Genomic DNA, 23,319 nt, shown 5'->3' with positions numbered 1-23,319 from the left:
AGGAACGCTTGAATTCTCAAGCGTCAGTGGTGCGTTCCATTCCATCAGGAACGGGGCCGGGCGCCGACGCGCCCGGCCGGTTGGATGCCGGCGGTCAGGGTGAGGCAGCGGCATTCGAATTCCCGATCGCCGCATCCGGATGATCGTCGGGAAACCGGATGCGGATCATTTGCACAATCCGGGCTGGGCTGAAAAAAGACGTTCAGAATCAAAGAGATTTCATTTTCACAGAAGCTGGCACGGCCCTTGCCAATCTGTTTTGCGAGGCCAGCCTCCGCCGATCTCCGGCGCGCTGCCCCTCAAGACAGAACAGAGTATGGCGGACACGAAAATGGCTTCTCAGCTCAAGCACGTCGAAAGCACCAAGGCTCCCCTGCACGCGCTCGCGTCTTCCGGCCTGGCGCTGCTGCACGAACCCAACCAGAACAAGGGCACGGCCTTCTCCCGCGACGAACGCCAGGCTCTGGGCCTCGAAGGCCTGCTGCCGCACGCGGTGGAATCCCTCGACCGGCAGGTGGAGCGCGTTTTGTCCCATCTCGACACCAAGATGGATGATCTGGAGCGCTATATCTATCTGATCGGCCTCGAAGACCGGAACGAGACCGTCTTCTACAAGACGATCATGTCCGACCCCAAGCGTTTCATCCCGATCCTCTATGATCCCACCGTCGCCGATGCCTGCCTGACCTTCGGCAATCTCTATCGCCGCGCCCGAGGCATGTACATCACCCGCCACATGAAGGGTCGCATTGCTGAGGTGCTGCGCAACTGGCCGCGCAAGGACGTGCGCTTCATCTGCGTCTCCACCGGCGGCCGCATCCTCGGCCTTGGCGATATCGGCGCCAATGGCATGGGCATCCCGATCGGCAAGCTCCAGCTCTACACGGCCTGCGCCGCAGTGCCGCCGGACTGCCTGCTGCCGGTGCTCTTCGACATCGGTACCACCAACGAGAGCCTCAGGGCCGATCCCTTCTATCTCGGCACCCGCGAGCCCCCGCTGGCCGAGGCTGAGCTCGACGAACTGACCGAGGAATTCATCACCGCGGTGCAGGAGGTGTTCCCCGACTGCTGCGTGCATTTCGAGGACTGGAAGGGCACGGACGCCATCCGCATGCTCGACCGCTACCGCGACCGCATCCTGACCTACAATGACGACATCCAGGGCACGGCCAGCGTGGCGCTGGCGGGCATCGCCGCGGCGATGAACATCACCGGCGGCAAGCTCACCGAGCAGCGGGTGCTGTTCCTCGGCGCCGGCTCCGCGGGCATCGGCATTTCCAAGCTCATCGCCGCCGAAATGCAGACCAAGGGTCTCACCGCCGAGGAGGCGCGCGCCCGCATCGCCCTCTTCGACGTCAACGGCCTCGTGGAAGCCTCGCGCACCGACCTCACCGAGGCGCAGAAGCTCTATGCCCACAAGGGTCCGCCGACCAAGGATTTCGTGAAGTTCATCAAGGAATTCAAGCCGACCGTCCTGATCGGCGTGAGCACCAAGGCGGGGGCCTTCAACCAGCAGGTGGTGGAAGCCATGAGCCAGTTGAACGAGCGCCCGGTGATCTTCGCGCTGTCCAACCCCACCACGAAGGCCGAGTGCACGGCGGAACAGGCCTACACCTGGTCCAAGGGCAAGGCGCTCTTCGCCGCCGGCGTGCAGTTCGACGATGTGGAGTTCGAGGGCAAGATCTACCGTCCGGGCCAGGCCAACAACTTCTACATCTACCCGGCGATCGGCCTTGCCACCTATGTGGCGCGTCCCAAGCGCCTCACGGACGAGTGCTTCATCGTGGCGGCCCATGCCACGGCCGATCAGGTCGGTCCCGCGCTCTGCGCCAAGGGGATGCTGTATCCGAGCCAGGACCAGATCCTGGAGACGGAAGTCACCACCGCGACCCGCATCGTCGAATACATGTTCGACGCCGGCCTCGCGCAGGTGGAGCGTCCCCGCGACATCCGCGCCTGGATCGAGGGGCAGCTCTACAAGCCCCGCTATTGAGCACTTTCCCATCCTGATCCGGAACCTGCGGGTTCCCGAGTTCCTGGGTACCGGGCCGGCGGATGCCGGCCCGGTCGACCATGTCGCTTGGAGACGTGTCATGTCCTCCGTTATCGCAACCATCCAGAAGTATCCGGAGATCGCGATCTATCTCACGATCGCCATCGGCTTCTGGGTCGGGAATCTGAAGATCGGCAATTTCAGCCTCGGAACCGTCACCAGCACCCTGCTGGCGGGCCTGCTGATCGGTCAGGCCAACATCTCGCTGCCGCCGGTGCTTCAGTCCACCTTCTTCGCCATGTTCCTGTTCGCCGTCGGCTATGCGGTGGGCCCGCAGTTCGTCCGCGCGCTCCGCAGCGATGGCCTGCCGCAAGTTGTGTTCGCGGTTCTCGTGTGCATCTCCGGTCTTGTGACGGCGGTCATTCTTGGCAAGCTCCTGGGCTACAATGCCGCGCTCACCGCCGGCCTCCTGTCGGGCGGCTACACCAATTCCACCGTCCTCGGCGTCGCGACCGACCTCATCTCCCAGTCAGGTCTCGACCCGCAGCAACTGAAGATGGCGCTGTCGCTCATGCCGGTCGCCTATGCGGTGACCTATCCCTTCGGCACGGCGGGGTCCGCCTGGATCCTCGCCACCCTTGCCCCGAAGATGCTGAAGTTCGATCTGGCGGCGGAATGCGAGGCCTATGAGAAGGCCCATGGCACCGGCGTCGGCAACGGCACCACTGCCTATCGCGAATTCTCCGCCCGCGCCTTCCGGGTCAACAATCCGGAACTGATCGGCAAGAGCGTGCGGGAGATCGAGCGGCTGTTCAACCACGAGATCTTCGTGCGCCGGGTGCGCAACGGCAATCGCATCGTGGATTGCGACGATTGCACGGTCATCCACGAGAATGACGTGGTGGCCTTCTCCGGCAGCCTGAGCGCGCTCATCGCCTATCAGGACCGCTTCGGCGTCGAGGTGAAGGACGTGCCCCTGCTGGACTTCTCCACCGAGCTGCTGGACCTCGTGGTGACCAACCGCGCCTATGCCAACAAGACCCTCGGCGAGATCCTGCGTACGCTGTTCGGCAAGCCCGGCCGCGGCGTGTTCCTCACCAAGTTCGTGCGGTCGGATCTGGCGATGCCGCTCAACAGCGAGATCACCATCCAGCGGGGCGACGTGCTTACCATCCTTGGTGCCAAGGAGGACGTGGCCAAGATCGCGAAGGAGCTCGGCTATGCCGACCGTCCGCTCGAGAATTCGGATATGGCCTTCATGGGCTTCGGCATCGTGGTGGGCAGCCTGCTCGGGGCTATCACCGTGCATGTGGCGGGCATTCCGCTCAGCTTCGGCACGTCGGTGGGCGCCATCGTCGCCGGCATCTTTTGCGGCTATCTGCGCTCAACCAAGCGCACCTTCGGCCGTATCCCCGGCCCGGCGCTCTGGGTGTTCAACAATGTGGGCCTCAACGGCTTCATCGCGGTGATCGGCCTCAATGCCGCGCCCGGCTTTGTCTCGGGTCTCCAGACTTACGGTGTGACGCTGTTCCTCGCCGGAACGGTGGTGACCATGGTGCCCCTCTTCGTCGGGCTCTTCCTTGGCCACTACGTGTTCAAGTTCAACCCGGCGATCATGCTCGGCGCCTGCGCCGGCGCCCGTTCCACCACGGCGGCGCTGGGTGCTCTCCAGGATGCCGGGCGCAGCAAGGTGCCGGCGCTCGGCTACACCATCGGCTATGCGGTCTCCCGCCTCGTCATGGCCGTGCTGACCATCGTCGTCGTCAACGTCTTCTGAGCCAGTCCGGGCGCCGCTGTCCGCCCTTGCGGGAGGTGGCGGCGTCCGGGCGGCCGGGACCGACGGTCCGGCACGGGCCTTTCCGGGATGGGGCGCGACACGGCTTCTTCCAGCCGCCGCGCCACCTCCACCGCCACACGGCGGATCGTGCGAGGATCGCGCGGGTGCGATGCGTCCGCGCCATGGCGTGCCGGCCATGACCTCCGATCCGCTTCAAGGGCTGCGCCTCTCCCGGGCGCAGCCCTTTTGTTTCGGCAAGGTTCGGCGGACGGGTGGGGTCGCATGGAACATCCGGCGCGTCTTCCCGTCTCCGCCTTTTACGCGCCAACATGTCTGGCTCAAACGAAAAGCGGCGCCTCCGGGGCGCCGCTTGCTTTGGTGAAGAAGACCGCCGGAGCGGACCGCATGCTCAGGGCACGGGTGACGGCTCGCCGATCCGGTATTCGGCCGGGAACGTATGGAGCGAGCTCTCCACCACCGTCACGGCCCCGTCGATCAGCCCGCAGCGGCCGCTGCCCGGAAGGATCTGGCAGAGGTTGTAGAGGGCGGCGAGATCCGCCGGCACGGCACGCCCGCTGTCCACCCGGTCCAGCAGCCGCGCCATCTGGAACGTCCCCGCCTTGCAGGGTGGGCACTGTCCGCACGAGCCCTTGGCGAAGAAGTCGATATATTCCGCCACCTTGCGCACGATGCTGGTGCCTTCCGAAATGACGATCATCGCCCCGGTGCCGAGACGGGAGCGGCGCGCCCGCACGGAATCGAAGTCGAGGGCGACGTCCAGGTCGCGGGCGGTGAGCAGCGTGTTGGAGGGGCCGCCGGTGAACACCGCCTTGAAGGCCTTGCCCTCCAGCATGCCGCCCCCGTGGACGAAGATCAGGTCCTGGAGCGGCGTGCCCATGGGCAGCTCGTAGAGCCCCGGGCGAAGCACGTCGCCCGAGAGGGAATAGAGCTTCGTGCCCACCGCCTCCCCGAGGCCGAGCCGCCGATACCACGCTGCACCGTGGCGCAGGATGTGGGGTACGTTGGCGAGCGTCTCGGTGTTGTTGATGAGCGTAGGGGTGCCGCGATAGCCGCTTTCCGCCGGAAAGGGCGGCTTGCGGCGCGGAAAGGGAAAGCCGCCTTCGAGGCTCGAGATGACCGCCGTCTCCTCGCCGCCGATATAGCGGCCCGATGTGGGGAAGACGGTGAGTTCGAGGGTCGCTCCGATCCGCCGCTCCACCGCGCGCAGGCGATCGGTATCCGCCCATTGCGCGACGGCGCGGCGCATCTCCGCCAACGCCTCGATCTGCTGGGGGTTGATATAGAGGAAGACGCGCCGGGCGCCGATGGCCAGTGCCGCGATCAGCGCGCCCTCGATCACCTGATGGGGCGTCCAGCGCAGCAGATGGCGATCCTTGAAGGTGCCGGGCTCGTCCTCATTGCCGTTGCAGACCACGGTCCGGTCGGTGTTCTGCGCCGCCGCGGCGGCGGCCCACTTGCGGTGGGTGGGAAAGCCGGCGCCGCCCATGCCGCGCAGGCCTGCGGCCTCCAGCGCCGGGATGATGGCGCCGGGATCGGCAAGGGCGGCGTCGAGGCCCAGCCCGCCGCCGGCGGCGAACCATCCGTCGAGGTCCGCCCCGAGCTGGATGGCGGGATTCAGCAGGATCTGATTGAGCGAGGTCATGGGTTCCCCCTGTCTGTGGTGCCCCGGCGCAGAGCGAAATTGCCGTAGGTGGGATAGAGCTGCGGGGCGCGCAGATCCGCCGGCAGCCCCGCCCGCGCCAGTTCCCGCCGCCAGCGGTGGACATGGGAGAGGCCGCCGCGCCCCGGCGCGTGGGGCGGCCTCGCTTCGGCGGCGCGCGCGCCGGCCCGCCGGCCGAAGCTGATGATGTCGAGCAGGGCGTTGCCCATCAGACGGTTGCGGCCGTGGATGCCGCCGGTGACTTCGCCGGCGCAGAACAGGCCGGGCACGGCGGTTGCCCCGTCGCCGTCGATCTCGATGCCGCCATTCTGATAGTGGAGCGTCGGATAGATGAGGAAAGGCTCGGTCCTCGGGTCGAGACCGCACTTTGCGGCCAGATGCCCGAGCGAAACGAGATCGCGCTCCAGCAGGTCCGGCCGCGCGGCGAGCGCACCGCGCACGTCGAGGAAGACGCCCGTCTCCCCGTCCCGCATGATGCCGCGCTGCTCCGCGCATTCGCGCAGGATCGCGGCGGCCACCACGTCGCGGGGCTGGAGCTCGTCCACGAAGCGCTCTCCGAGGCCGTTGAGCAACACGGCGCCGGCCGAGCGTGCGGCCTCCGAGATCAGGCCGCCCGCCAGATGGCGCGGCCAGGCGACGCCGGTCGGGTGATACTGGAAGGAATCCAGATCCCGCATCCGCGCGCCCAGCCGATAGGCCAGCACGAGGCCGTCTGCCGTCGCGCCGTAATGGTTGGAGGTCGGGAAGCCCTGGAGGTGCAGCCGGCCGCTTCCGCCGGTCGCCAGCACGACGGCGTTGGCGCGCACCAGCAGGAAGCTGCGCCGCTCCAGATCGTACAGGACCGCACCGGCGCAACTGCCGTCCTCGTGCGACAGCAGCTCCACGGCGGGGCATCGCATGAACTGCTCGATGCCGCCTTGTAGTTCCACCGCCTCGCGCAACACGCGCATCATCTCGAGCCCGGTGAAGTCGCGGTGGCACAGGATACGCGCCGCCGTGGTGCCGCCGGCCCGCTTCCGCACCAGCGTCTGGCCGAGGGCCTTGTCCTGCGAGAGATCGAAAGCCATGCCGAGGTCGATGAGCCAGCGGATCACATCCGGCGCATCGCGCACCATCTGCGCGATGAGCATGTGCTCGCCCCGGCCGTGCCCGCCGCGCACGGTGTCGTCGAAATGGCGCTGCAAGCTGTCCTCCGCGCCGACCGCGGCCTGGATGCCGCCCTCCGCCATCACCGTATTGCTGTCGCCGATGCGCAGCTTGCCGGCGATGATGACGCGCGCGCCCTGCCGCGCCGCCGTGACGGCCGCCGCCGCGCCCGCGCCGCCGCCGCCGATGACCAGCACGTCCGTCGCAAGAGGCGTCGCGCGCGCGAGGTCGAGATCGTCGATCAGCGCATTGCTCTCCAGCAGCCGGGCGAGTTCCGGGTGGCAGGCGTCACCGGCGTTGGCGCCGATGCGCAGCGGCACCCGCGCCCGCGGCCCGTGGTCGGGATGGAAGCGGGCCAGGAGCGTCTCGACCGGAAGGTCGTCGCTGCGGACCGGCGGAGCCGAACCGGACGCGATGGCGGCGAGCGCCGCGGCATAGGGAATCTGGATCGTCATGGGCTCATCCTTCCGCCGGTTCGCCGGATGCGGTGGCCGGCTGCGGGCCTTCGACGGTCATGGCGCCGGTCTCGATGTCCCGCAGGCGCCGCATGAGATCGACCGGGCGCAGGGTGAGGGCGGCGATGGCCCGCCGCACGAACAGGCCGAGATGGTTGGGCCGAATGTTCTCGGGGCAGGCCAGCGTGCAGAGATTGCACATGACGCAGGGATCGAAGACCGCGGCTGCGGCGGCAAGATCTCCCGCGACGGCGCTGGCGACGCCCGACTGCACCGGAAGGCCCTTAGGACAGGCCCGATCACAGCCGCTGCAATGCCGGCAATACGCGGCTTCCGGAAACACGGCGCGGATCTGGCCGAGCAGTCCCCAGCTGTCCCTGATGTCGGAGAGGTCATAGCGATGCACATGGGCCGGCAGGAAATGGTCGATGAAGCTGACCTGCATTCCGGCTTCCACCCGCGTCTCGCAGGCGAGCGCCGTCGATACCTGCCGCTCCTGATCCTTGCGGATGAGACAGCGGCAGGAACCGCATACGCCCTGGCCGAGGCAGCCGACGTTCGCCGTCAGCTCGGCCCCGCTCCGGGCATAGGCCTGGAGGATCGACTGCGTGGGGTCGGCCGCGACCTCGCACCCGTCGATGGTCAAATGAACAGTTTCGCGCACGGTGAATTTCCTTCGCGGATCGCGCGGCGGGCCGGCGTGCTGCGGCCGGCATGGGGCGCCCCGTCGAGGGATGGCCCGCGCCGCGATGACCCTCTTCGGGCAGCAAGGCGCATGCCAGTAAAGGCCGGACCGCGATCTTGCCGCACCCACGCCGCGCAAGACGGCTGGAAGGAGCTGGCATCAGAGGATTTTCGCCCCTGCGCCGCGCGTCCGCCATCCCCGCGCGGGCGTGGTGTGGGCGCAAGCGCGTTCCGAAACCCGAACGCGGGAACGGGCCCGCGTTCGGAAATCCGAATGCGCGCCCCGTGTCGAAGTAAATTGGCGAGTGTTTACAGAGGACTGTGGCCTATCCGGCGCTGGCACGGGCGTTGCTAACGGAACCTCATAGGCCGCGCGTCGCTTGCGGCCCAGTTCAGGGGTTCAGCATGTTCGCCGTCATGACCGGGGCGCTCCTGCCCGTCGTCTTCCTCATGTTCCTCGGCTGGCTCGGCGGCAGGAAAGGCTATTTCAGGCGCGAGGACGTGAACGTCTTCGCCGCGCTGGTCATGCGCTTCGCGCTGCCGTTTTCGCTGTTCCTGGGCGCCCTGAACACGCCGCCGGAGAAGCTCCAGAACCTGCCCTTCATCCTGTGCATGGCCTTCGGCTTCGTCGGCACCTACATCGTCGCGCTCGTCATCGCCCGCTTCGCCTTCCGCCATGACCTCAAGACCTCGGCCATCCAGGCGCTGGTCTGTACCTTCCCGGACATGGCCTATTTCGGCGCGCCCATCCTCCTTGCCGTCTGCGGTCCGTCCGGCTTCCTCGCGGTGCTCGTGGGCAATCTCATCACCAGCTTCATCATCCTGCCGCTCACCATCGTGCTGAGCCGCTGGGGCGAGATGGCCAGCGGACCGGACGAAAGCGGCGTCGCCGACATCCTGAAGAGCAGCCTCTGGCGCACTGTGACCAACCAGATGGTGTGGCTGCCCATCCTCGGCGTGATCCTGAGCTTCTCCGGCGTCACACTGCCGGCCGCCCTGAAGCATTCCGTGGAGCTCGTCGCGACGACGGCGGGCGGGGTCTCGCTGCTGGCGCTGGGGCTCATGTTCTTCGGCGAGCGCCCGAGCGTGAACCTCGACGTGACTGTGAACGTCGGGATGAAGAACGTCCTCCAGCCGGCGCTGATGGCGCTCGGCATCTTCCTCTTCGGCGTGGATGCGGAGTTCGCCCGCCAGGCGCTCATCGTCGGGGCGGTGCCCACCGCCATCGCCGCCTCCATGTTCGCCGTGCGCAACCGCACCTATGCGATGCCGGCCTCCGATTCCGTGGTCATCGGGACGGTGCTCGCCGTGTTCACCGAGGCCTTCCTCATTGCCGTTGTCCTTTGACCTGCGACAAGGGTTGCAAACTATGGATGCGCTAGCTGTCAATGCGAAACAAGCGCGCATGCCGACCTGGGCGGGGCAGGTGCCGTGCCGCTATCGCCATCGCTGCGGCGCGCGGTGTGGAGGCAAGGTGCCTGCCGGCCTCGATCCCGTGCACCTGACCCATCTTGAATGCGTGATGACCTTCCGGCGCCGTGACTTTCTGATCTCCCTCGCCCTCGCGGCGCTGTGCGCCGTGGTGGCGGGCTGGGCCGGCTATAAGATGGTCTGCGCCGGTGGCATCAACGAGCAGCACGCGCTCGCCGAGCGGCGCATGGACATCGCCAACGAGACGCTGGAACGGGAAATCGAGAAGTACGGCCTCCTGCCGCGCACCGCCGCCGTCAGCCCGAACGTGATCGACTTCCTCAGCCGGCCCGCGACAGCCGAGGGCGTGGCCGAGATCAACCGCCAGCTGCGCACGCTCAATGACAGCGCCGGCACGCTCCAGACCTATCTGGTCGATCCATCGGGCCGCATCGTCGCCTCCAGCAACTGGTCGGAGAAAGACAGCTTCATCGGCCGGGATATCTCCTACCGGCCCTATTTCCAGAACGCCCAGCCGGGGCGGACCACTGGTTATTACGCGGTGGGCACGACGGGCGATGCCCCGGGCTATTTCCTCGCCAGCGCGGTGGAGGACGGAGGCCGCAGGCTCGGCGTGGTCGCCGTGAAGCTCGGGCTCGACCAGCTGGAGCGGCTGTGGCTCGGCCAGCCCGAGCCGGCCCTCATGGTCGATGACAACGGCATCGTCGTCATCTCCTCCGTACCGGACTGGAAGTTCAGCGCCCTGCGCCCGCTGCCCGCGGCGACCCTCGCCCATCTGGAAGCTTCGCAGCAATATAATCACCGGGAGATCAGGGCGCTGGACTGGAAGGTGCTGACCACCTTCCGGAACGGGTCCTTCCTCGTGCGGGCGGGCACCCCGGCCGGCACCGCGACCTATCTTGCCGCCGGCCGCCCCGTGCCGGATCTGCACATGCACATGATCGTCCTCTCCGAGCCGCGCGAGGTCTATCGGGTCGCCTGGGGATGGTCCATCGCCTGCGCGGCCCTCGCCGCTCTCGCCTGCGCCTTGCTGCACGTGCTGAACATGCGGCGGCTCAGCATCCGCGAGCGCCTTGCCATGCGCGAGGCACTCCAGGCCTCCCACGACCGGCTGGAAATGCTCGTCGAGGCCCGCAGTGCGGAATTGCGCCGCGCCAATGAGGGCCTGCGCCGGGAGGTGAGCGAGCGCATCCAGGCCGTGAAGCAGCTCCAGTCCTTTCAGGAGGAACTGATCCGCACCGAAAACCTCGCCGTGATCGGCCAGCTTTCCGCCGGGATCGCCCATGAGATCAACCAGCCGCTCGCGGCTCTCAGCACGCTCTCGGCCAATGCGGTGCGCTTCCTGGAGCGCAACGATCTCGCGACCGTGCGCCTCAACCTCGGGCGGATCTCCGATCTGGTGGCGCGCATGGGCGCGCTCACCGGACAACTGCGCTCCTTCGCCCGCCGCTCGACCGGCGAGATCGGCGCGACCGCCGTCGGGTTGCGCGTGGATGGCGCTGTGGCCCTGCTGGCCCATCGCCTCACCAAGGACGGTGTGGTGGTCGAGCTGCTGCCGCCCGGCGGCGTGCTCACGGTGCTGTGCGATCCGGTGCGCCTCGAGCAGGTGCTGGTCAACCTCATCAGCAATGCGGTGGATGCCAGCAGCGACCTGCGGGTGCCGCACATCCAGGTGAGCTGGGGGGCGGAGGGTGAGAGCGGGATCATCCGCGTGCGCGACAACGGCATCGGGCTGACGGACGCGGTGAAGGCGCATCTCTTCGAACCCTTCTTCACCACCAAGAAGACCAGCGGCCTCGGGCTCGGGCTCGCCATTTCCGCCGACATCATCCGCGGCTTCGGCGGCGCGCTGACGGCCGACAACAATCCTGATGGCGGAGCCACCTTCACCATCAGCCTGCCCCTCGCCGAGCAGAAGGAGACCTGCGATGCCTGACCTCAAGGTTCTCATCGTCGAGGACGACGAGGACGTCCGCCTCGGCTGTCTTCAGGCGCTTGAGCTGGAAGGCCTCACGGTCATCGGCGCGAAGTGCGTGGAGCAGGTTCCGCGCATGGCGCCGCAGGATTTTCCCGGCGTCGTGGTGACGGACATCCGCATGCCCGGCATGGATGGCATGGCCTATCTGCGCCAGCTCGTGGAGGCGGACGCCGACCTTCCCGTCATCCTCATCACCGGCCATGGCGATGTGGCGACGGCGGTGCAGGCCATGCGCGACGGGGCCTATGACTTCATTCAGAAGCCCTTCTCGCCGGAGCAACTGGTGGGCGTGGTGCAGAGGGCGCTGGAGAAGCGGCGGCTGACCATGGAGGTGCGGGCCCTCCGCCGCCAGGTGGCGGCCATCGGCGGCCTCGAAAGCCGCATCGTCGGGCGTTCGGCGGCGGTGGTGGAGCTGCGCGCCCTGGTGCAGGACCTCGCCGCGACGCCCACCGACGTGATGATCCTGGGCGAGACCGGCTGCGGAAAGGAGCTGATCGCCCGCTGCCTGCACGACCTCTCCGGGCGGACCGGGCCGTTCGTGGCGCTCAATTGCGGCGGCCTGCCGGAGACGCTGTTCGAGAGCGAGATCTTCGGCCATGAGGCCGGCGCCTTCTCCGGCGCCGCCAAGCAGCGCATCGGCAAGGTCGAGCATGCCCAGCGCGGCACGCTGTTTCTCGACGAGATCGAGAGCATGCCCATGGCCATGCAGGTCAAGTTTCTGCGCGTGCTGCAGGAGCGCGTGGTGGAGCGTCTCGGATCCAACCGTCTCATTCCTGTTGATTTCCGGGTCATTGCAGCGACAAAGGCCGATCTCGGCGCGCTCTCGGAAGAGGGAAAGTTCCGCGCCGATCTCCATTTCCGCCTCAACGTGGCGACCATCGACCTGCCACCGCTGCGCGACCGGCGGGAGGATATTCCGCTTCTATTCCAGTACTTTGTCAGCCAGGCCGCGCTGCGCCTGGACCGCCCTGTGCCGGAGATCCGCGACAGTCATATCCGCGAGCTCATGGCGCATAAATGGCGCGGCAATGTCCGCGAACTGCGCAATGAGGCGGAGCGCTATGTGCTCGGGCTGAAGTCGAGCATCGGTCAGGGCGCGTCCGATACGCCGGCACCGCTCAGCCAGACGGTGGAAGTCTTTGAGCGAGGGATCATCGCCGAAGAGCTGCGGCGCCAGCACGGCAACATCTCGCGGGCGGCTGAAGCGCTGCGCATCGCCAAGACCACCCTGTTCGACAAGATCCGCAAATACGGCATCGAGACCGCACCACTGGTCTGATCGCTCACCCCCGCGCCATCCGGAAAGGAAAGGGCGATGGAAATCAGGACATTACGCGCGTTCGTCGAGGTCGTGCGCCAGGGTGGCTTCTCCAATGCCGCGAAAGCCATCCTCGCCACGCAGAGCACGGTCAGCAAGGCCGTCCGCCAGCTCGAGGACGAGCTGGGGCTGCCGCTGCTCGATCGTCTCGGCCACAGCAGCCGGCTGACGGCGGCGGGCGAGATCGTCTACCGGCGGGCGGCGGTCATGCTGGCCGAGCGGGAGGATCTGGTGAGCGAGCTCGACGAGCTGCGGGGCCTCACGCGCGGCGTGCTGCGGCTCGGCCTGCCGCCGCTCGGCAGCAACATCCTGTTCGCGCCCCTGTTTGCGCTCTATCGCCAGCGCTTTCCCGGCATCGAGATCAAGCTTCACCAGCATGGCAGCCGGCGGCTGGAGGAGATGGTTCTGGCGGGCGAAATGGACCTCGCAGGCTCGCTCCTGCCGGTGGCGCCCGACTTCGCGTGGCAGTCCATCCATCAGGAGCCGATCGTAGCGCTGCTGCCGGCCTCGCACCGCCTCGCCGGCGCGGCGCGCGTGGATCTGGGCGACCTCTCATCCGATCCCTTCCTGCTGTTTCAGGAGGGCTTTGCCATCGATACGGTGCTGCAGGCGGCCTGCGAGCGGCGGGGCCTGAAGCCGCAGGTGGCCGTGCGCAGCGCCCAGGCCGATTTTCTGGTCGAACTGGTCGCCGCGGAGGTGGGCGTGACGTTTCTTCCGCGCATGATCGCGGACCAGCGCCCCCGCCCCGGCGTCGCCCGCGTGCTGCTGGATGAGCCGGGCACCGACTGGCACATGGCCCTCGTCTGGCGCAAAGGCGGCTACCTCTCCCGCGCCGCCCTCGCGTGGCTGGACCTCAGCCGCGAAGTCCTCGCCGCCAATGCGGCGGCCGCCTGAGCATGGGAGGGACGTGAACCCTCAGGCTGCTCGGCGGGCCAGCCAGGCCTTGCCGCGGGCGGCGACGTCGGCGCGGTGCAGGGCGATCCACATGAGCGCGAGGCGCAGATAGCCGTTGGCGAGGGAAGATCCGTCGTCGAGTGCCGCGATGGCCCGATCGAGCGGCACGAGGAAGGGGCGGATGACTTCTGTCTCGTTCGCTGCGCCGGTGGTCTCCGGCAGGTTCAAGGCATCGACGAAGGCGAGGTAGAACCACGCCATCTCATCCACGGCGCCCGGCGAGACGAGGCAGGAGAAGAGGAAGTCCACCTCGACCGGATCAAGCCCGGTTTCCTCGATGCATTCCCGCCGGGCTGTGAGCGCGGGGTCTTCGCCGGGCTCGATCAGCCCCGCCGGGATTTCGATGAGCTCGCCCCGTCCGGTTGCCATGTGCGCCGTGAGGCGGAACTGGCGCAGCAGCACAATGGCATCGCGGACCGGATCAATGGCGAGGATGCCGACCGCCCCGCCGACCCGCAGGATTTCGCGGGTCTGTACCACAGGCTCGGCGCCCGGCGTGTGCAGGCGGAGGTCATAGCGCTCGAAACGGCGGAAGCCCTTGTAGATCAGCGTTTCGTCGAGAATGTCGATACGGGCCGGTTCGTCCTGAAAGGGCGGCTTCGTCACTGGGCGGTCACTCCCGCATGGGCGGTCTCGATGTTGAAGGCGGCGGCGAACAGCGCCTGCGTATAGGCCTCGCGGGGATGCTCGAACACCTCCCGCGCCGGACCTTCCTCCACCACCTTGCCGTTGCGCATCACGAGGATGCGGCTCGCCAGCGCCGAGACGACGCGCAGATCGTGGGAGATGAACATGTAGGTGAGGGAGCGCTTGCGCTGGAGCGCGCGCAGCAGGTCCACGATCTGCGCCTGCACCAGCATGTCGAGTGCGGAGGTGGGCTCGTCCAGCACCACGAAGGAGGGCTCGAGCGCCATGGCGCGGGCGATGGAGATGCGCTGGCGCTGCCCGCCGGAGAATTCATGCGGATAGCGGAAGCGGCTCTCCGGATCGAGCCCCACGTCCTGAAGCGCCGCGATCACCCGCGCCTCCCGCTCGTCCTGCGAGAGCTTGCGCTGGTGGATGAGGAGGCCCTCTTCCACGATGTCGGCCACCGACATGCGGGGCGACAGCGCACCGAACGGGTCCTGGAAGACGATCTGCATATGCGCCCGCAGGGGCCGCATGCCGGCGAACGAGAGCCCGTCCACCCGCTGGCCGAGGAAGGCGATGGGCCCCTTGGAGGAGATGAGCCGCAGCAAGGCGAGGCCCAGCGTCGTCTTGCCCGAACCGCTCTCGCCCACCACCCCTAGCGTCTCGCCCTCGTGGATTTCCACGCTCACGCCGTCCACCGCCTTCACATGGCCGACGGTGCGCCGCAGGATGCCGCGCTTGATGGGGAAATGGACCTTCAGGTCCTGCGCCGAGACCACCACCTTCGCCTCCGGCGCGGCGGGGGCGGGATCGGGCTTCGGCTCCGCCTTCAGCAGCGCCTGCGTATAGGGGTGCTTGGGGTGGAGGAAGGTCTCTTCCGCGCCGCCCTGCTCGACGATCTCGCCTTTCTGCATCACGCACACCCGGTCGGCGATCTTGCGCACGATCCCGAGGTCATGGGTGATGAACAGCATGGCCATGCCGAGCCGCGCCTGAAGATCCTTCAGCAGCTTCAGGATCTGCGCCTGCACGGTGACGTCGAGCGCGGTGGTGGGCTCGTCGGCGATCAGCAGGTCCGGCTCGTTGGCGAGCGCCATGGCGATCATGACGCGCTGGCGCTGGCCGCCGGAGAGCTGGTGCGGATAGGCCCCGAGCCGGCTTTCGGGATCGGGAATGCCCACCTCGTGCAGCAACTCCAGCGTCCGCGTGCGCACCGCCGCGCCCGAAAGGCCGCGGTGGAGGATCAGCATCTCGCCGATCTGGCGATCGATGGTGTGGAGCGGGTTGAGCGAGGTCATGGGCTCCTGGAACACCATGGTCACGTCATTGCCGCGCACCGCCCGAAGCTCCCGGTCGGAGGCGGTGAGAAGATCGCGCCCCTTGAACAGGATGCGCCCGGAAGGATGGCTGGCGGAGGGATACGGCAGCAGCTTCAGCACCGAGAGCGCCGTCACCGACTTGCCCGAGCCCGACTCGCCCACCAGCGCTACCGTCTCGCCCGGCTTCACATCGAACGACACGCGATTGACCGCGATCTGCTCCCGTCCCTCGCGGCGGAAGGCGACGGAGAGGTCCTGCACGGAGAGGAGGGGGGCGGAGGTCTCTGTCATGGTTGCCCCAAAATATCGTCGAGCGTGAATGGAGTGACGCCGAGCCGACGTAGATCGTCCGGAAGCGCGATGCGCTCGTCCTGCGGGATGAAGACGCTGCATTGCGCGATCTGCGCCGAGACGACGTGGATGGCGTCCGGCAGGCGCAGCGAGCGCCGCCCCGCCCGCAGGCGCGCAGCAGTGGTCAGGACATCACGGCCGACACTGACGGTCTCGAAATACGGAGTCGGTGCGATCATACCCTCGTAGGCATCCGCAAGAGCCTCATCATCCCGCTCCATGGGCTTCACGAGGACTTCTGCCAGTGTGATCTCGCTGGTGACGCCAATGATCGTACCGGCCTCGATACCTTTCAATATCCACCATGCGTGGTCCGAATGGGCACCGGTCATCTCGAACGCCGCAATGAAAACATTGGTATCGAGATAGACCCTCGGAACGCTCATCGGCGATCCCATTCGTCCCGCAAGGCGCGGACGTGGGCGACAACGCCCTCCGGCGTTTCGAACCGTGTCTGACGCAGGTGCCCCCAGCGGCTGAAATGACCTTCGCGGGCCATTTCTCCGGCGGGCGGCGCAGCCGTTTCCCGTTCCAGCACGACACGGACGGAGCTTTCGTCCTCGACCGCGGCCCGCAGATCGTCCGGCAATTTCTCGACGGGGTAATGCTCACGCACGATCCGGTTCATTGCTCGGCCTCCGGGCACCAGTCTAGCACACTCACGCGAACGTCTTGCGCGGGTCGAAGGCGTCGCGGACGGCTTCGCCGATGAAGATGAGCAAGCTCAGCATGATGGCGACCGTGAAGAAGCCGGTGAGGCCGAGCCAGGGAGCCTGGATGTTGGCCTTGCCCTGCGAGAGCAGTTCGCCCAGCGAGGGCGAGCCGGGGGGCAGGCCGAAGCCGAGGAAGTCGAGGGCGGTGAGCGTCATCACCGAAGAGGAGAGGATGAAGGGCAGGAACGTGAGGGTGGCCACCATGGCGTTGGGCAGGAGGTGCCGCATCATGATGGTGAAGTTGCCCACGCCCAGCGCCCGCGCTGCCTGCACATATTCGAAGTTGCGGGCCCTGAGGAATTCCGCCCGCACGAGGCCGACGAGGCTCACCCAGGAGAACAGCAGCAGGATGCCCAGGAGCACCCAGAAGCCGGGCACCAGCACGGACGAGATGATGAGCAGCAGGTAGAGGGAGGGGATGGAGGTCCAGATCTCGATGAAACGCTGGAAGAGCAGGTCCACCCAGCCGCCGAAATAGCCCTGCACCGCGCCGGCAGCGACGCCGACCACGGAGGAGATGAGGGTGAGGGCGAGGCCGAACAGCACGGAGATGCGGAAGCCGTAGATGAGGCGGGCGAGCACGTCGCGGCCCTGATCGTCCGTGCCGAGCCAGTTGTATTCGAGCCCCGCGCAGCCCTTCACGCCCTTCTTCTCGGCCACCGCCGCACACTGCTGCTCGGTGAGCATCCAGGTGGGCGGGGAGGGGGCGGGGGTCGGCAGATCGAGATTGTGGGTGGAATAGGAGAAGTGGATCGGCGGCCAGATCATCCAGCCGCCCTTCTCTGCGATCAGCTTCTGGAGATAGGGGTCGCGATAGTCCGCCTCGGTCTCGAAGTCGCCGCCGAAGGCGGTCTCCGGATAGGCACGCAGCACGGGCGCGTAATAAGCGCCGTCATAGCGGATGAGGATGGGCTTGTTGTTGGCGATGAATTCCGCGAACAGGCTGAGGACGAACAGCACCATGAACAGCACGAAGGACCACCAGCCCCGCCGGTTGTGGCGGAAGTTGGTGATGCGGCGCTGGTTCAGCGGCGAGAAGAAGGGCCGCTTGCGCGGCGCTTCGGAAGGGGGGGCGACGGGCGCGGCGTTGGCGGTGGTGTCCATGGCGCTCACACGTCCCGCGTCTCGAAGTCGATGCGCGGATCGACCAGCATGTAGGTGAGGTCTGAGACGAGGCCGATGAGAAGGCCGGCCAGCGAGAAGATGTAGAGGGTGGCGAACACCACCGGATAGTCGCGGTTCAGCACGCTCTCGAAGCCGAGCAGGCCGAGGCCGTCGAGGGAGAAGATGGTCTCGATCAGCAGCGAGCCGGTGAAGAAGGCTGAGATGAAGGCGCTCGGAAAGCCGGCGATGACGATGAGCATGGCATTGCGGAACACGTGCCGGTAGAGCACGGCGCGTTCCGGCAGGCCCTTCATGCGCGCGGTGATGACGTACTGCTTGCGGATTTCCTCAAGGAAGGAATTCTTCGTCAGCAGCGTCATGGTGGCGAACGCCCCGAGCACCATGGAGGTGAGCGGCAGCACGAGATGCCAGGCATAATCGCCGATGCGCTGGGGCCAGCTCATCTGGGCCCAGTTGTCGGAGGTGAGGCCCCGCAGCGGGAACCAGTCGAGGAACGATCCGCCCGCGAACAGGATGATGAGCAGGATGGCGAAGAGGAAGGAGGGGATGGCATAGCCGACGATGATGACCGCCGAGGTCCACACATCGAAGCGCGAGCCGTCCCGCATGGCCTTGGAGATGCCGAGCGGAATGGAGATGGCGTAGGTGAGCAGCGTCATCCAGAGCCCGAGGGAGATGGAGACCGGCAGCTTCTCCGCGATGAGGTCCAGCACCGAGATGTCGCGGAAATAGGAGCGGCCGAAGTCGAACCGCACATAGTTCCAGATCATCAAAGCGAAGCGCTCGGCGGGGGGCTTGTCGAAGCCGAACTGCTTTTCCAGCTCCTTGATGAAATTCGGGTCGAGGCCCTGCGCGCCGCGATATTTCGAGGCGTCCGCCCCGCCGCCGCCCGCACCGGGCGCCTGCGCGCCGCCCGCGAAATCGCCGCCGCCGCCGGAGACGCGGGCGGTGGCGGAGACGTCATCGCCTGTCAGCTGCGCGATCACGCGCTCGACGGGGCCGCCGGGGGCGAACTGCACGACGACGAAGGACACCAGCATGATGCCGAGGATGGTCGGCACCATGAGCGCGAGACGGCGGACGATATAAGCGAGCATCGGGTCTCCGGAACTGGATGGACCGTGCGGTATCCGACGGCGCGGCGTCAACCGTCCTTTTGCGGAGACGCCGGGCCGGGCTCCACCACGGGTGGCGGATCGGCAATGCCTTTGCGCCACCACCATGTGTCGGGCGTGCCGCGGTCATATTTCGGCTTCACCGCAGGGCGGTCGAACACGTCCCAATAGGCGATCCAGAAGGACGCCTTGTTCCATTGCGGCACCCAGTAGCGGCCCGCCCGCAGCACGCGATCGAGCGCCCGGCAGGCGGTCACGAGGTCCGCACGGGTCTGGGCGGCGATGGCATCGGCGATGAGGGCGTCCACCACCTTGTCCGAAATGCCCGACAGATTGTTGGAGCCGGGCAGGCGCGCGGCCTCCGAGCCGAAGTAGGCGCGCAGCTCGTCGCCCGGATTGAGCGAGACCGAATAGCGGCGCACCACCATGTCGAAGTCGAAATCCTTCAGGCGCGCCTGATATTGCGCCGGATCGACGATGCGGAAGCTGGCCTCGATGCCGAGCAGCTTGAGATTGGCGATGAAGCGCGAGGTATGCCGCTCGAAGGCGCCGTCATCGTCCAGGAACTCGATGGTGAGCGCGGTCCCCTTGCCGTCCACCAGCCGGCCCTGCTGGATGGTGTAGCCGGCGTCCTTCAGGAGCGCCGCCGCCCGCCTCAGCAGCGCCCGGTCCTGCCCCGAGCCGTCGCTGACGGGCGGCACATAGGGTTCGCCGAACACCTCGGCCGGGAGCGCATCGCGGAAAGGCGCGAGCAGCTTCTCCTCGGCGGGGGAGGGGAGCCCCTTCGCCATCAGGTCGGAATTCTGGAAGAAGGACCACGTGCGTTCGTACTGGCCGAACATCAGGTTTTTGTTGGTCCACTCGAAATCGAAGGCCAGCGCGATGGCTTCGCGCACGCGCGGATCGAGGAATTTGGCCCGCCGTGTGTTGAAGAACCACCCCTGCGCGCCCGAGGGCGTCTCGTCGGGCAGCACCTCGCGCTTCACCCGGCCCGTCTTGAGGGCGGGGAAGTCATACTGTGTGGCCCAGGCGCGGGAGGTGAATTCCTCGCGGAAGAGATAGGCGCGGGCCTTGAAGGCCTCGAAGCCTACCTCCCGGTCGCGGAAATATTCAAAGCGCAGCACATCGAAATTGTGCCGGCCCCGGTTCACGGGCAGATCGGCCGCCCAATAGTCCGCCACCCGCAGATATTCGACGAAGCGCCCCACCTCGAACCGCCCCACCTTGTAGGGCCCGGAGCCAAGCGGCGGGTCGAGGGTGGTCTCCTCGAACTTGTGCTTGCCGTAATAGGCCTTGGAGAAGATGGGCAGGGTGGCCGCATAGCTCGGCACATCGCGAGGGCGCTGGGCGGTGAAGGAGAGCACCACGGTGCCCTTGTCCTCGGCCTCGGCGCCGGTGAATTCCCGCAGCGCCTGCCGGATCAGCGGATGGCCCTGCGCCTTCAGGGTGTTGAGCGAGAAGGCCACATCTTCGGCGGTGAGCGGCGTGCCGTCGTGGAAGCGCGCCTCGGGGCGCAGCCGGAAGCGATAGGTGCGCCCGTCGTCCGAGATGCTCACCGACGAGGCGACAAGCCCGTAGACCGCATCCGGTTCGTCCGAGGCGCGGACCATCAGGCTGTCGAAGATGAGCGCGATACCCTGTGCGCCGTCGCCCCGCAGGATGTAGCCGTTCAGCGAATTGAAGGTCTGGAACGACTGGTTATAGGCGGCGGTCGGCCCGATCTGCGAGAAGGTGCCGCCCTTTGGCGCGCCCGGAAACACATAGTCGAAATTCTTGAAGTCCTTCGGATATTTCAGTTCGCCGAAGGACGAGAGGCCGTGCCGCTCCACCGCCGGGGCGGCGGCGCCGCCCTCGCTGGCCGGTGCCGGCGGCGGGGTCTGCGCCAGTGCCCGTCCGGCGCCGAGGCCGGGCAGGAAGGCCGCCGCCCCGCCGGCGGCGGCGAGGCGCAGGAGGGTGCGACGGTCGGTACCGGCGCTCAATTGCCGCCTCCGATCTTCGCGGCCTTGGCCGCGTCCCACCACCAGATGTCGGGGAACTCGAAGGAATATTGCGGCAGCGCCGGCGGGTGGGCGAAACGGTCCCAGCGGGCGGTACGGGTGAAGCCGAGCGTCCAGGCCGGGATCACATAGTCGTTCCACAGGAGCACCCGGTCGAGGGCGTGAGTGGCGGCGACCAGTTGCTGGCGGTCGGTGGCGTAGATGATCTTCTCGATCAGCGCGTCCACCGCCGGATCTTTGATACCGGCATAGTTGCGCGAGCCTTCGCGGTCCGCCGAGTCCGAGCCCCAATAATCGCGCTGCTCATTGCCCGGCGAGAGCGACTGGCCCCAGCCGGAGATGATCATGTCGAAGTCACGCGCCCGCACGCGGTTCACATATTGCGAGCTGTCCACGAGGCGTACGGAGGTCTGGATGCCGAGGCGCTCCAGCGCCGGCTTGTAGAACAGGGCTACGCGCTCGAAGGCCGGGCTGGCGATGAGGATTTCCAGGGTGAAGGCTTCGCCCTTGGCGTTGACGAGCTGCTTGCCCTTCACCTGCCAGCCTGCCTCTTTCAGCAGGTCCGCCGCCTTGCGCAGGTTGGCGCGTCGGTCCTGTTCGGAGGGGTTGTCCGGATTGGTGTAGGGCGTCGTGAACACGCCGGGCGGCACCTTGTCCTTGACGCCGTTCAGGATGTCGAGCTCCGCCCCCGTGGGCAGGCCCGAGGAGGCCAGTTCCGTACCGGAGAAGAAGCTGCCGATGCGCTTGTACTGGTCGAAGAAGAGGGTGTGGTTCATGCCGTCGAAGTCGAGGGCATAGTTCAGCGCGCGGCGCACGCGCGGATCCTGGAACTTCGCCCGGCGCAGGTTCGGGATAAAGGCCTGCATCACGCCGGAGGCGCGGTTCTCGAACATCTCCAGCACGACCTTGCCCTGCTGCTTGGCCGGGAAATCGTAGGAGGTCGCCCAGTTCTTGGCCGAAGGCTCGACGCGCCAGTCGTACTGGTCGGCCTTGAAGGCTTCGAGCGCGACGGTGTCGTCGCGATAATATTCGTAGCGCAGCTCGTCGAAATTGTTCCGCCCGACGTTCACCGGCAGGTCCTTGCCCCAATAGTCCTTCACCCGCTCGTAGACGATGGTGCGGCCGGGAACGAAGGACTTGATCTTGTAAGGGCCGGAGCCGAGCGGGGCTTCCAGCGTGCCCTGCGTGATGTCGCGGGCCTTGCCGTTGGCGTCGGTGCCGGTCCACCAGTGCTTGGGCAGCACCAGCAGTTCGCCGACGATCTGCGGCAGTTCGCGATTGCCGCCCTGATCGAAGGTGAAGGTCACCTTCCGCTCGCCGGTCTTCTCGACGCTCTTCACGTGCCGATAGTAGAAGGCCTGACCGGGGTTGTTCTTGGTGAGCACCTGGAAGGACCACACCACGTCATCGGGCGTGATCGGCGTTCCATCCTGCCACTTCGCCTCCGCGCGCAGCCGGTAGGTGACGGACGAGAAGTCCGCGGGATAGCTCAGGCCCTCGGCGATGAGGCCATAGGCGGTCGCCACCTCGTCCCGCGACTGGGTGGTGAGCGTGTCGTAGATGTTGCCGATGCCCGCGCCCACGGTGCCGCGCGGCACCACGAAATTGAAGCTGTCGAACGTGCCGTCCTCGGCGAAACGGACGACGCCGCCCTTGGGTGCATCCGGGTTCACATAGTCGAAATGCTTGAAGTCCGGCTTGTACTTGGGCTCGCCCATCAGCGAGGTCGCGAAGCGGAACGGCGCCGGGGCTGCGGCCTGCTGGGCTTGCGCGAACGCCGGCGCGGTGCAGGCGAGGATGGCGGTGGCGAGGGCGATCCGGCGGATCTTCACGAGCATCGACGACTCCGGGCTGCTGGCCGCCGGGCGGCGGCCCGCGAGGACAGACCGCATATCACGCCTGACGCGACGGCAGAAACATGGCGTGATCAGCGGGAAATGATAGCGGAAGATCCGTTGCCGCACGCATTTTCCCCGCACGCGAACAGGAAAAAGGCCGGTCTCCTCGCGGAGCCGGCCTGCTGTGACATTTGCGTGAGGCGGCGGGTCGGTGCCGGAGAGCAGCCCCGCCGGGCTCTCACTTCGCCGGTGCGGCGTCGGCGGCCTTGGGCAGCGGCAGCGGGCTGTGGGAGAGGGTGTTGAGATAGGCGATGAGGTCCGCCCGCTCGCTCTCCTTCGGAATGCCGGCGAACGCCATGGCGGTTCCGGGCACATAGGCCTTCGGGTTGGTCAGGAAGGCGTTGAGATCGTCGAAGGACCAGTCGCCACCCTTGCCCTGGAGGGCCGAGGAATAGGCAAAGCCCGCGACGCCCGCTTTCTTGCGGCCGACCACCCCATAGAGGTCGGGGCCGACCTTGGCGCCGGCACCTTCCGCGAAATTGTGGCAGGAGGCGCAACGCTTGGCGACGTTGGCGCCCTTCTCCACGGAGGCGGTGGGCAGCAACTGGGCGATCGGCACCTCGGCCGCCGCCTTGGGGGCCGCCTGGCCGGTCGCGCCGCCTTCCGGCACCGCGATCTCGTAGCCGGGCTTGGCCGGAGCCTCGGGCGTGAAAAGGATTTCGGACACGATGCCGAGGCCGAGCGTCAACGTCAGCGTGCCGAGCACCGCGCCTGCGATCTTGTTTAATTCAAAACTATCCATCGACGCTTCGCT

At 67.1% G+C, this 23,319-nt stretch carries 18 protein-coding genes; 6 read left to right on the top strand and 12 right to left on the bottom strand.

Annotated elements, in window-relative coordinates:
- The first annotated feature begins 331 nt into the window (after positions 1–331).
- The gene (locus DFO45_RS10295; RefSeq protein WP_133864759.1) at positions 332–1,993 is read left to right on the top strand and encodes an NAD-dependent malic enzyme; all 1,662 of its coding nucleotides are present in this window, start codon (positions 332–334) and stop codon (positions 1,991–1,993) included.
- Between the two features lie 100 nt (positions 1,994–2,093).
- Positions 2,094–3,770 (top strand): aspartate-alanine antiporter, encoded by a 1,677-nt coding sequence (aspT, locus tag DFO45_RS10290; RefSeq protein ID WP_012168651.1) that lies wholly within the window; start codon positions 2,094–2,096, stop codon positions 3,768–3,770.
- A 409-nt stretch (positions 3,771–4,179) separates the two neighbouring features.
- Here the strand turns inward: aspT and DFO45_RS10285 are convergent, their stop codons facing one another.
- Genes DFO45_RS10285 through DFO45_RS10275 form a run of 3 tightly spaced genes read right to left on the bottom strand, consistent with a single transcriptional unit; the run spans position 4,180 to position 7,716 of the window.
- Positions 4,180–5,433, bottom strand: coding sequence for an NADH-ubiquinone oxidoreductase-F iron-sulfur binding region domain-containing protein (locus DFO45_RS10285; RefSeq protein ID WP_012168652.1), 1,254 nt, complete (start codon positions 5,431–5,433; stop codon positions 4,180–4,182).
- The gene (locus tag DFO45_RS10280; protein ID WP_012168653.1) at positions 5,430–7,052 is read right to left on the bottom strand and encodes an FAD-binding protein; all 1,623 of its coding nucleotides are present in this window, start codon (positions 7,050–7,052) and stop codon (positions 5,430–5,432) included. The genes DFO45_RS10285 and DFO45_RS10280 overlap by 4 nt, the downstream gene beginning before the upstream one ends.
- 4 nt (positions 7,053–7,056) lie before the next feature.
- Entirely contained in the window at positions 7,057–7,716 is a 660-nt protein-coding gene (locus DFO45_RS10275) for a 4Fe-4S dicluster domain-containing protein (protein ID WP_043878711.1), read from the bottom strand.
- Positions 7,717–8,141: 425 nt separating this feature from the next.
- Here DFO45_RS10275 and DFO45_RS10270 point away from each other — a divergent pair, with 425 nt between their 5' ends.
- The 4 genes from DFO45_RS10270 to DFO45_RS10255 are packed head-to-tail and all read left to right on the top strand — an operon-like array spanning position 8,142 to position 13,357.
- The gene (locus tag DFO45_RS10270) at positions 8,142–9,083 is read left to right on the top strand and encodes an AEC family transporter (RefSeq protein WP_133864758.1); all 942 of its coding nucleotides are present in this window, start codon (positions 8,142–8,144) and stop codon (positions 9,081–9,083) included.
- A 58-nt stretch (positions 9,084–9,141) separates the two neighbouring features.
- Positions 9,142–11,103, top strand: coding sequence for an ATP-binding protein (locus DFO45_RS10265; protein ID WP_166657093.1), 1,962 nt, complete (start codon positions 9,142–9,144; stop codon positions 11,101–11,103).
- Positions 11,096–12,424, top strand: coding sequence for a sigma-54 dependent transcriptional regulator (locus DFO45_RS10260; protein ID WP_133864756.1), 1,329 nt, complete (start codon positions 11,096–11,098; stop codon positions 12,422–12,424). The genes DFO45_RS10265 and DFO45_RS10260 overlap by 8 nt, the downstream gene beginning before the upstream one ends.
- Before the next feature lie 36 nt (positions 12,425–12,460).
- Entirely contained in the window at positions 12,461–13,357 is an 897-nt protein-coding gene (locus tag DFO45_RS10255) for a LysR family transcriptional regulator (protein WP_133864755.1), read from the top strand.
- Positions 13,358–13,378: 21 nt separating this feature from the next.
- Here DFO45_RS10255 and DFO45_RS10250 read toward each other — a convergent pair whose 3' ends face one another.
- From DFO45_RS10250 to DFO45_RS10210, 9 genes are all read right to left on the bottom strand, one after another.
- On the bottom strand, positions 13,379–14,023 hold the full coding sequence (locus DFO45_RS10250) for an NUDIX hydrolase (protein ID WP_133864754.1): 645 nt from the start codon (positions 14,021–14,023) through the stop codon (positions 13,379–13,381).
- Positions 14,020–15,657 (bottom strand): ABC transporter ATP-binding protein, encoded by a 1,638-nt coding sequence (locus tag DFO45_RS10245; RefSeq protein ID WP_133864753.1) that lies wholly within the window; start codon positions 15,655–15,657, stop codon positions 14,020–14,022. The genes DFO45_RS10250 and DFO45_RS10245 overlap by 4 nt, the downstream gene beginning before the upstream one ends.
- Positions 15,654–16,103: a PIN domain-containing protein gene (locus tag DFO45_RS10240; protein WP_166657092.1), complete on the bottom strand. Its 450-nt coding sequence runs from the start codon at positions 16,101–16,103 to the stop codon at positions 15,654–15,656. The genes DFO45_RS10245 and DFO45_RS10240 overlap by 4 nt, the downstream gene beginning before the upstream one ends.
- Positions 16,100–16,345 carry a hypothetical protein gene (locus tag DFO45_RS10235; RefSeq protein ID WP_133864751.1) on the bottom strand — a complete coding sequence of 82 codons (246 nt, stop codon included), beginning with the start codon at positions 16,343–16,345 and terminating at the stop codon, positions 16,100–16,102. Before DFO45_RS10235 ends, DFO45_RS10240 begins: the two co-directional genes overlap by 4 nt.
- A 31-nt stretch (positions 16,346–16,376) precedes the next feature.
- The gene (locus DFO45_RS10230) at positions 16,377–17,534 is read right to left on the bottom strand and encodes an ABC transporter permease (protein WP_133864750.1); all 1,158 of its coding nucleotides are present in this window, start codon (positions 17,532–17,534) and stop codon (positions 16,377–16,379) included.
- A gap of 5 nt (positions 17,535–17,539) precedes the next feature.
- Positions 17,540–18,652 (bottom strand): microcin C ABC transporter permease YejB, encoded by a 1,113-nt coding sequence (locus tag DFO45_RS10225; RefSeq protein ID WP_012168664.1) that lies wholly within the window; start codon positions 18,650–18,652, stop codon positions 17,540–17,542.
- Between the two features lie 47 nt (positions 18,653–18,699).
- Positions 18,700–20,649, bottom strand: a complete 1,950-nt coding sequence (locus DFO45_RS10220; RefSeq protein WP_245518014.1) for an extracellular solute-binding protein — start codon at positions 20,647–20,649, stop codon at positions 18,700–18,702.
- Positions 20,646–22,505, bottom strand: coding sequence for an extracellular solute-binding protein (locus DFO45_RS10215; protein WP_133864749.1), 1,860 nt, complete (start codon positions 22,503–22,505; stop codon positions 20,646–20,648). The genes DFO45_RS10220 and DFO45_RS10215 overlap by 4 nt, the downstream gene beginning before the upstream one ends.
- A 238-nt stretch (positions 22,506–22,743) precedes the next feature.
- Positions 22,744–23,307, bottom strand: coding sequence for a cytochrome c family protein (locus DFO45_RS10210; protein WP_133864748.1), 564 nt, complete (start codon positions 23,305–23,307; stop codon positions 22,744–22,746).
- Positions 23,308–23,319 lie beyond the last annotated feature (12 nt).

It is taken from the genome of Azorhizobium sp. AG788 (genome assembly GCF_004364705.1).
In the GTDB taxonomy this organism is placed as follows: domain Bacteria; phylum Pseudomonadota; class Alphaproteobacteria; order Rhizobiales; family Xanthobacteraceae; genus Azorhizobium; species Azorhizobium caulinodans.
Note: the sequence above shows the minus strand (reverse complement) of the source record. Positions and strands in the feature narration are given on the sequence as shown.

What these genes read in the sequence shown, in the direction of transcription:
- DFO45_RS10235 (WP_133864751.1), bottom strand. Translation starts at nt 16,345, where the DNA reads ATGAACCGGATCGTGCGTGAGCATTACCCCGTCGAGAAATTGCCGGAC.
- DFO45_RS10255 (WP_133864755.1), top strand. Translation starts at nt 12,461, where the DNA reads ATGGAAATCAGGACATTACGCGCGTTCGTCGAGGTCGTGCGCCAGGGT.
- DFO45_RS10225 (WP_012168664.1), bottom strand. Translation starts at nt 18,652, where the DNA reads ATGCTCGCTTATATCGTCCGCCGTCTCGCGCTCATGGTGCCGACCATC.
- DFO45_RS10270 (WP_133864758.1), top strand. Translation starts at nt 8,142, where the DNA reads ATGTTCGCCGTCATGACCGGGGCGCTCCTGCCCGTCGTCTTCCTCATG.
- DFO45_RS10260 (WP_133864756.1), top strand. Translation starts at nt 11,096, where the DNA reads ATGCCTGACCTCAAGGTTCTCATCGTCGAGGACGACGAGGACGTCCGC.
- DFO45_RS10265 (WP_166657093.1), top strand. Translation starts at nt 9,142, where the DNA reads ATGCCGACCTGGGCGGGGCAGGTGCCGTGCCGCTATCGCCATCGCTGC.
- DFO45_RS10230 (WP_133864750.1), bottom strand. Translation starts at nt 17,534, where the DNA reads ATGGACACCACCGCCAACGCCGCGCCCGTCGCCCCCCCTTCCGAAGCG.
- DFO45_RS10240 (WP_166657092.1), bottom strand. Translation starts at nt 16,103, where the DNA reads ATGAGCGTTCCGAGGGTCTATCTCGATACCAATGTTTTCATTGCGGCG.
- DFO45_RS10215 (WP_133864749.1), bottom strand. Translation starts at nt 22,505, where the DNA reads ATGCTCGTGAAGATCCGCCGGATCGCCCTCGCCACCGCCATCCTCGCC.
- DFO45_RS10285 (WP_012168652.1), bottom strand. Translation starts at nt 5,433, where the DNA reads ATGACCTCGCTCAATCAGATCCTGCTGAATCCCGCCATCCAGCTCGGG.
- DFO45_RS10245 (WP_133864753.1), bottom strand. Translation starts at nt 15,657, where the DNA reads ATGACAGAGACCTCCGCCCCCCTCCTCTCCGTGCAGGACCTCTCCGTC.
- DFO45_RS10280 (WP_012168653.1), bottom strand. Translation starts at nt 7,052, where the DNA reads ATGACGATCCAGATTCCCTATGCCGCGGCGCTCGCCGCCATCGCGTCC.
- DFO45_RS10295 (WP_133864759.1), top strand. Translation starts at nt 332, where the DNA reads ATGGCTTCTCAGCTCAAGCACGTCGAAAGCACCAAGGCTCCCCTGCAC.
- DFO45_RS10210 (WP_133864748.1), bottom strand. Translation starts at nt 23,307, where the DNA reads ATGGATAGTTTTGAATTAAACAAGATCGCAGGCGCGGTGCTCGGCACG.
- aspT (WP_012168651.1), top strand. Translation starts at nt 2,094, where the DNA reads ATGTCCTCCGTTATCGCAACCATCCAGAAGTATCCGGAGATCGCGATC.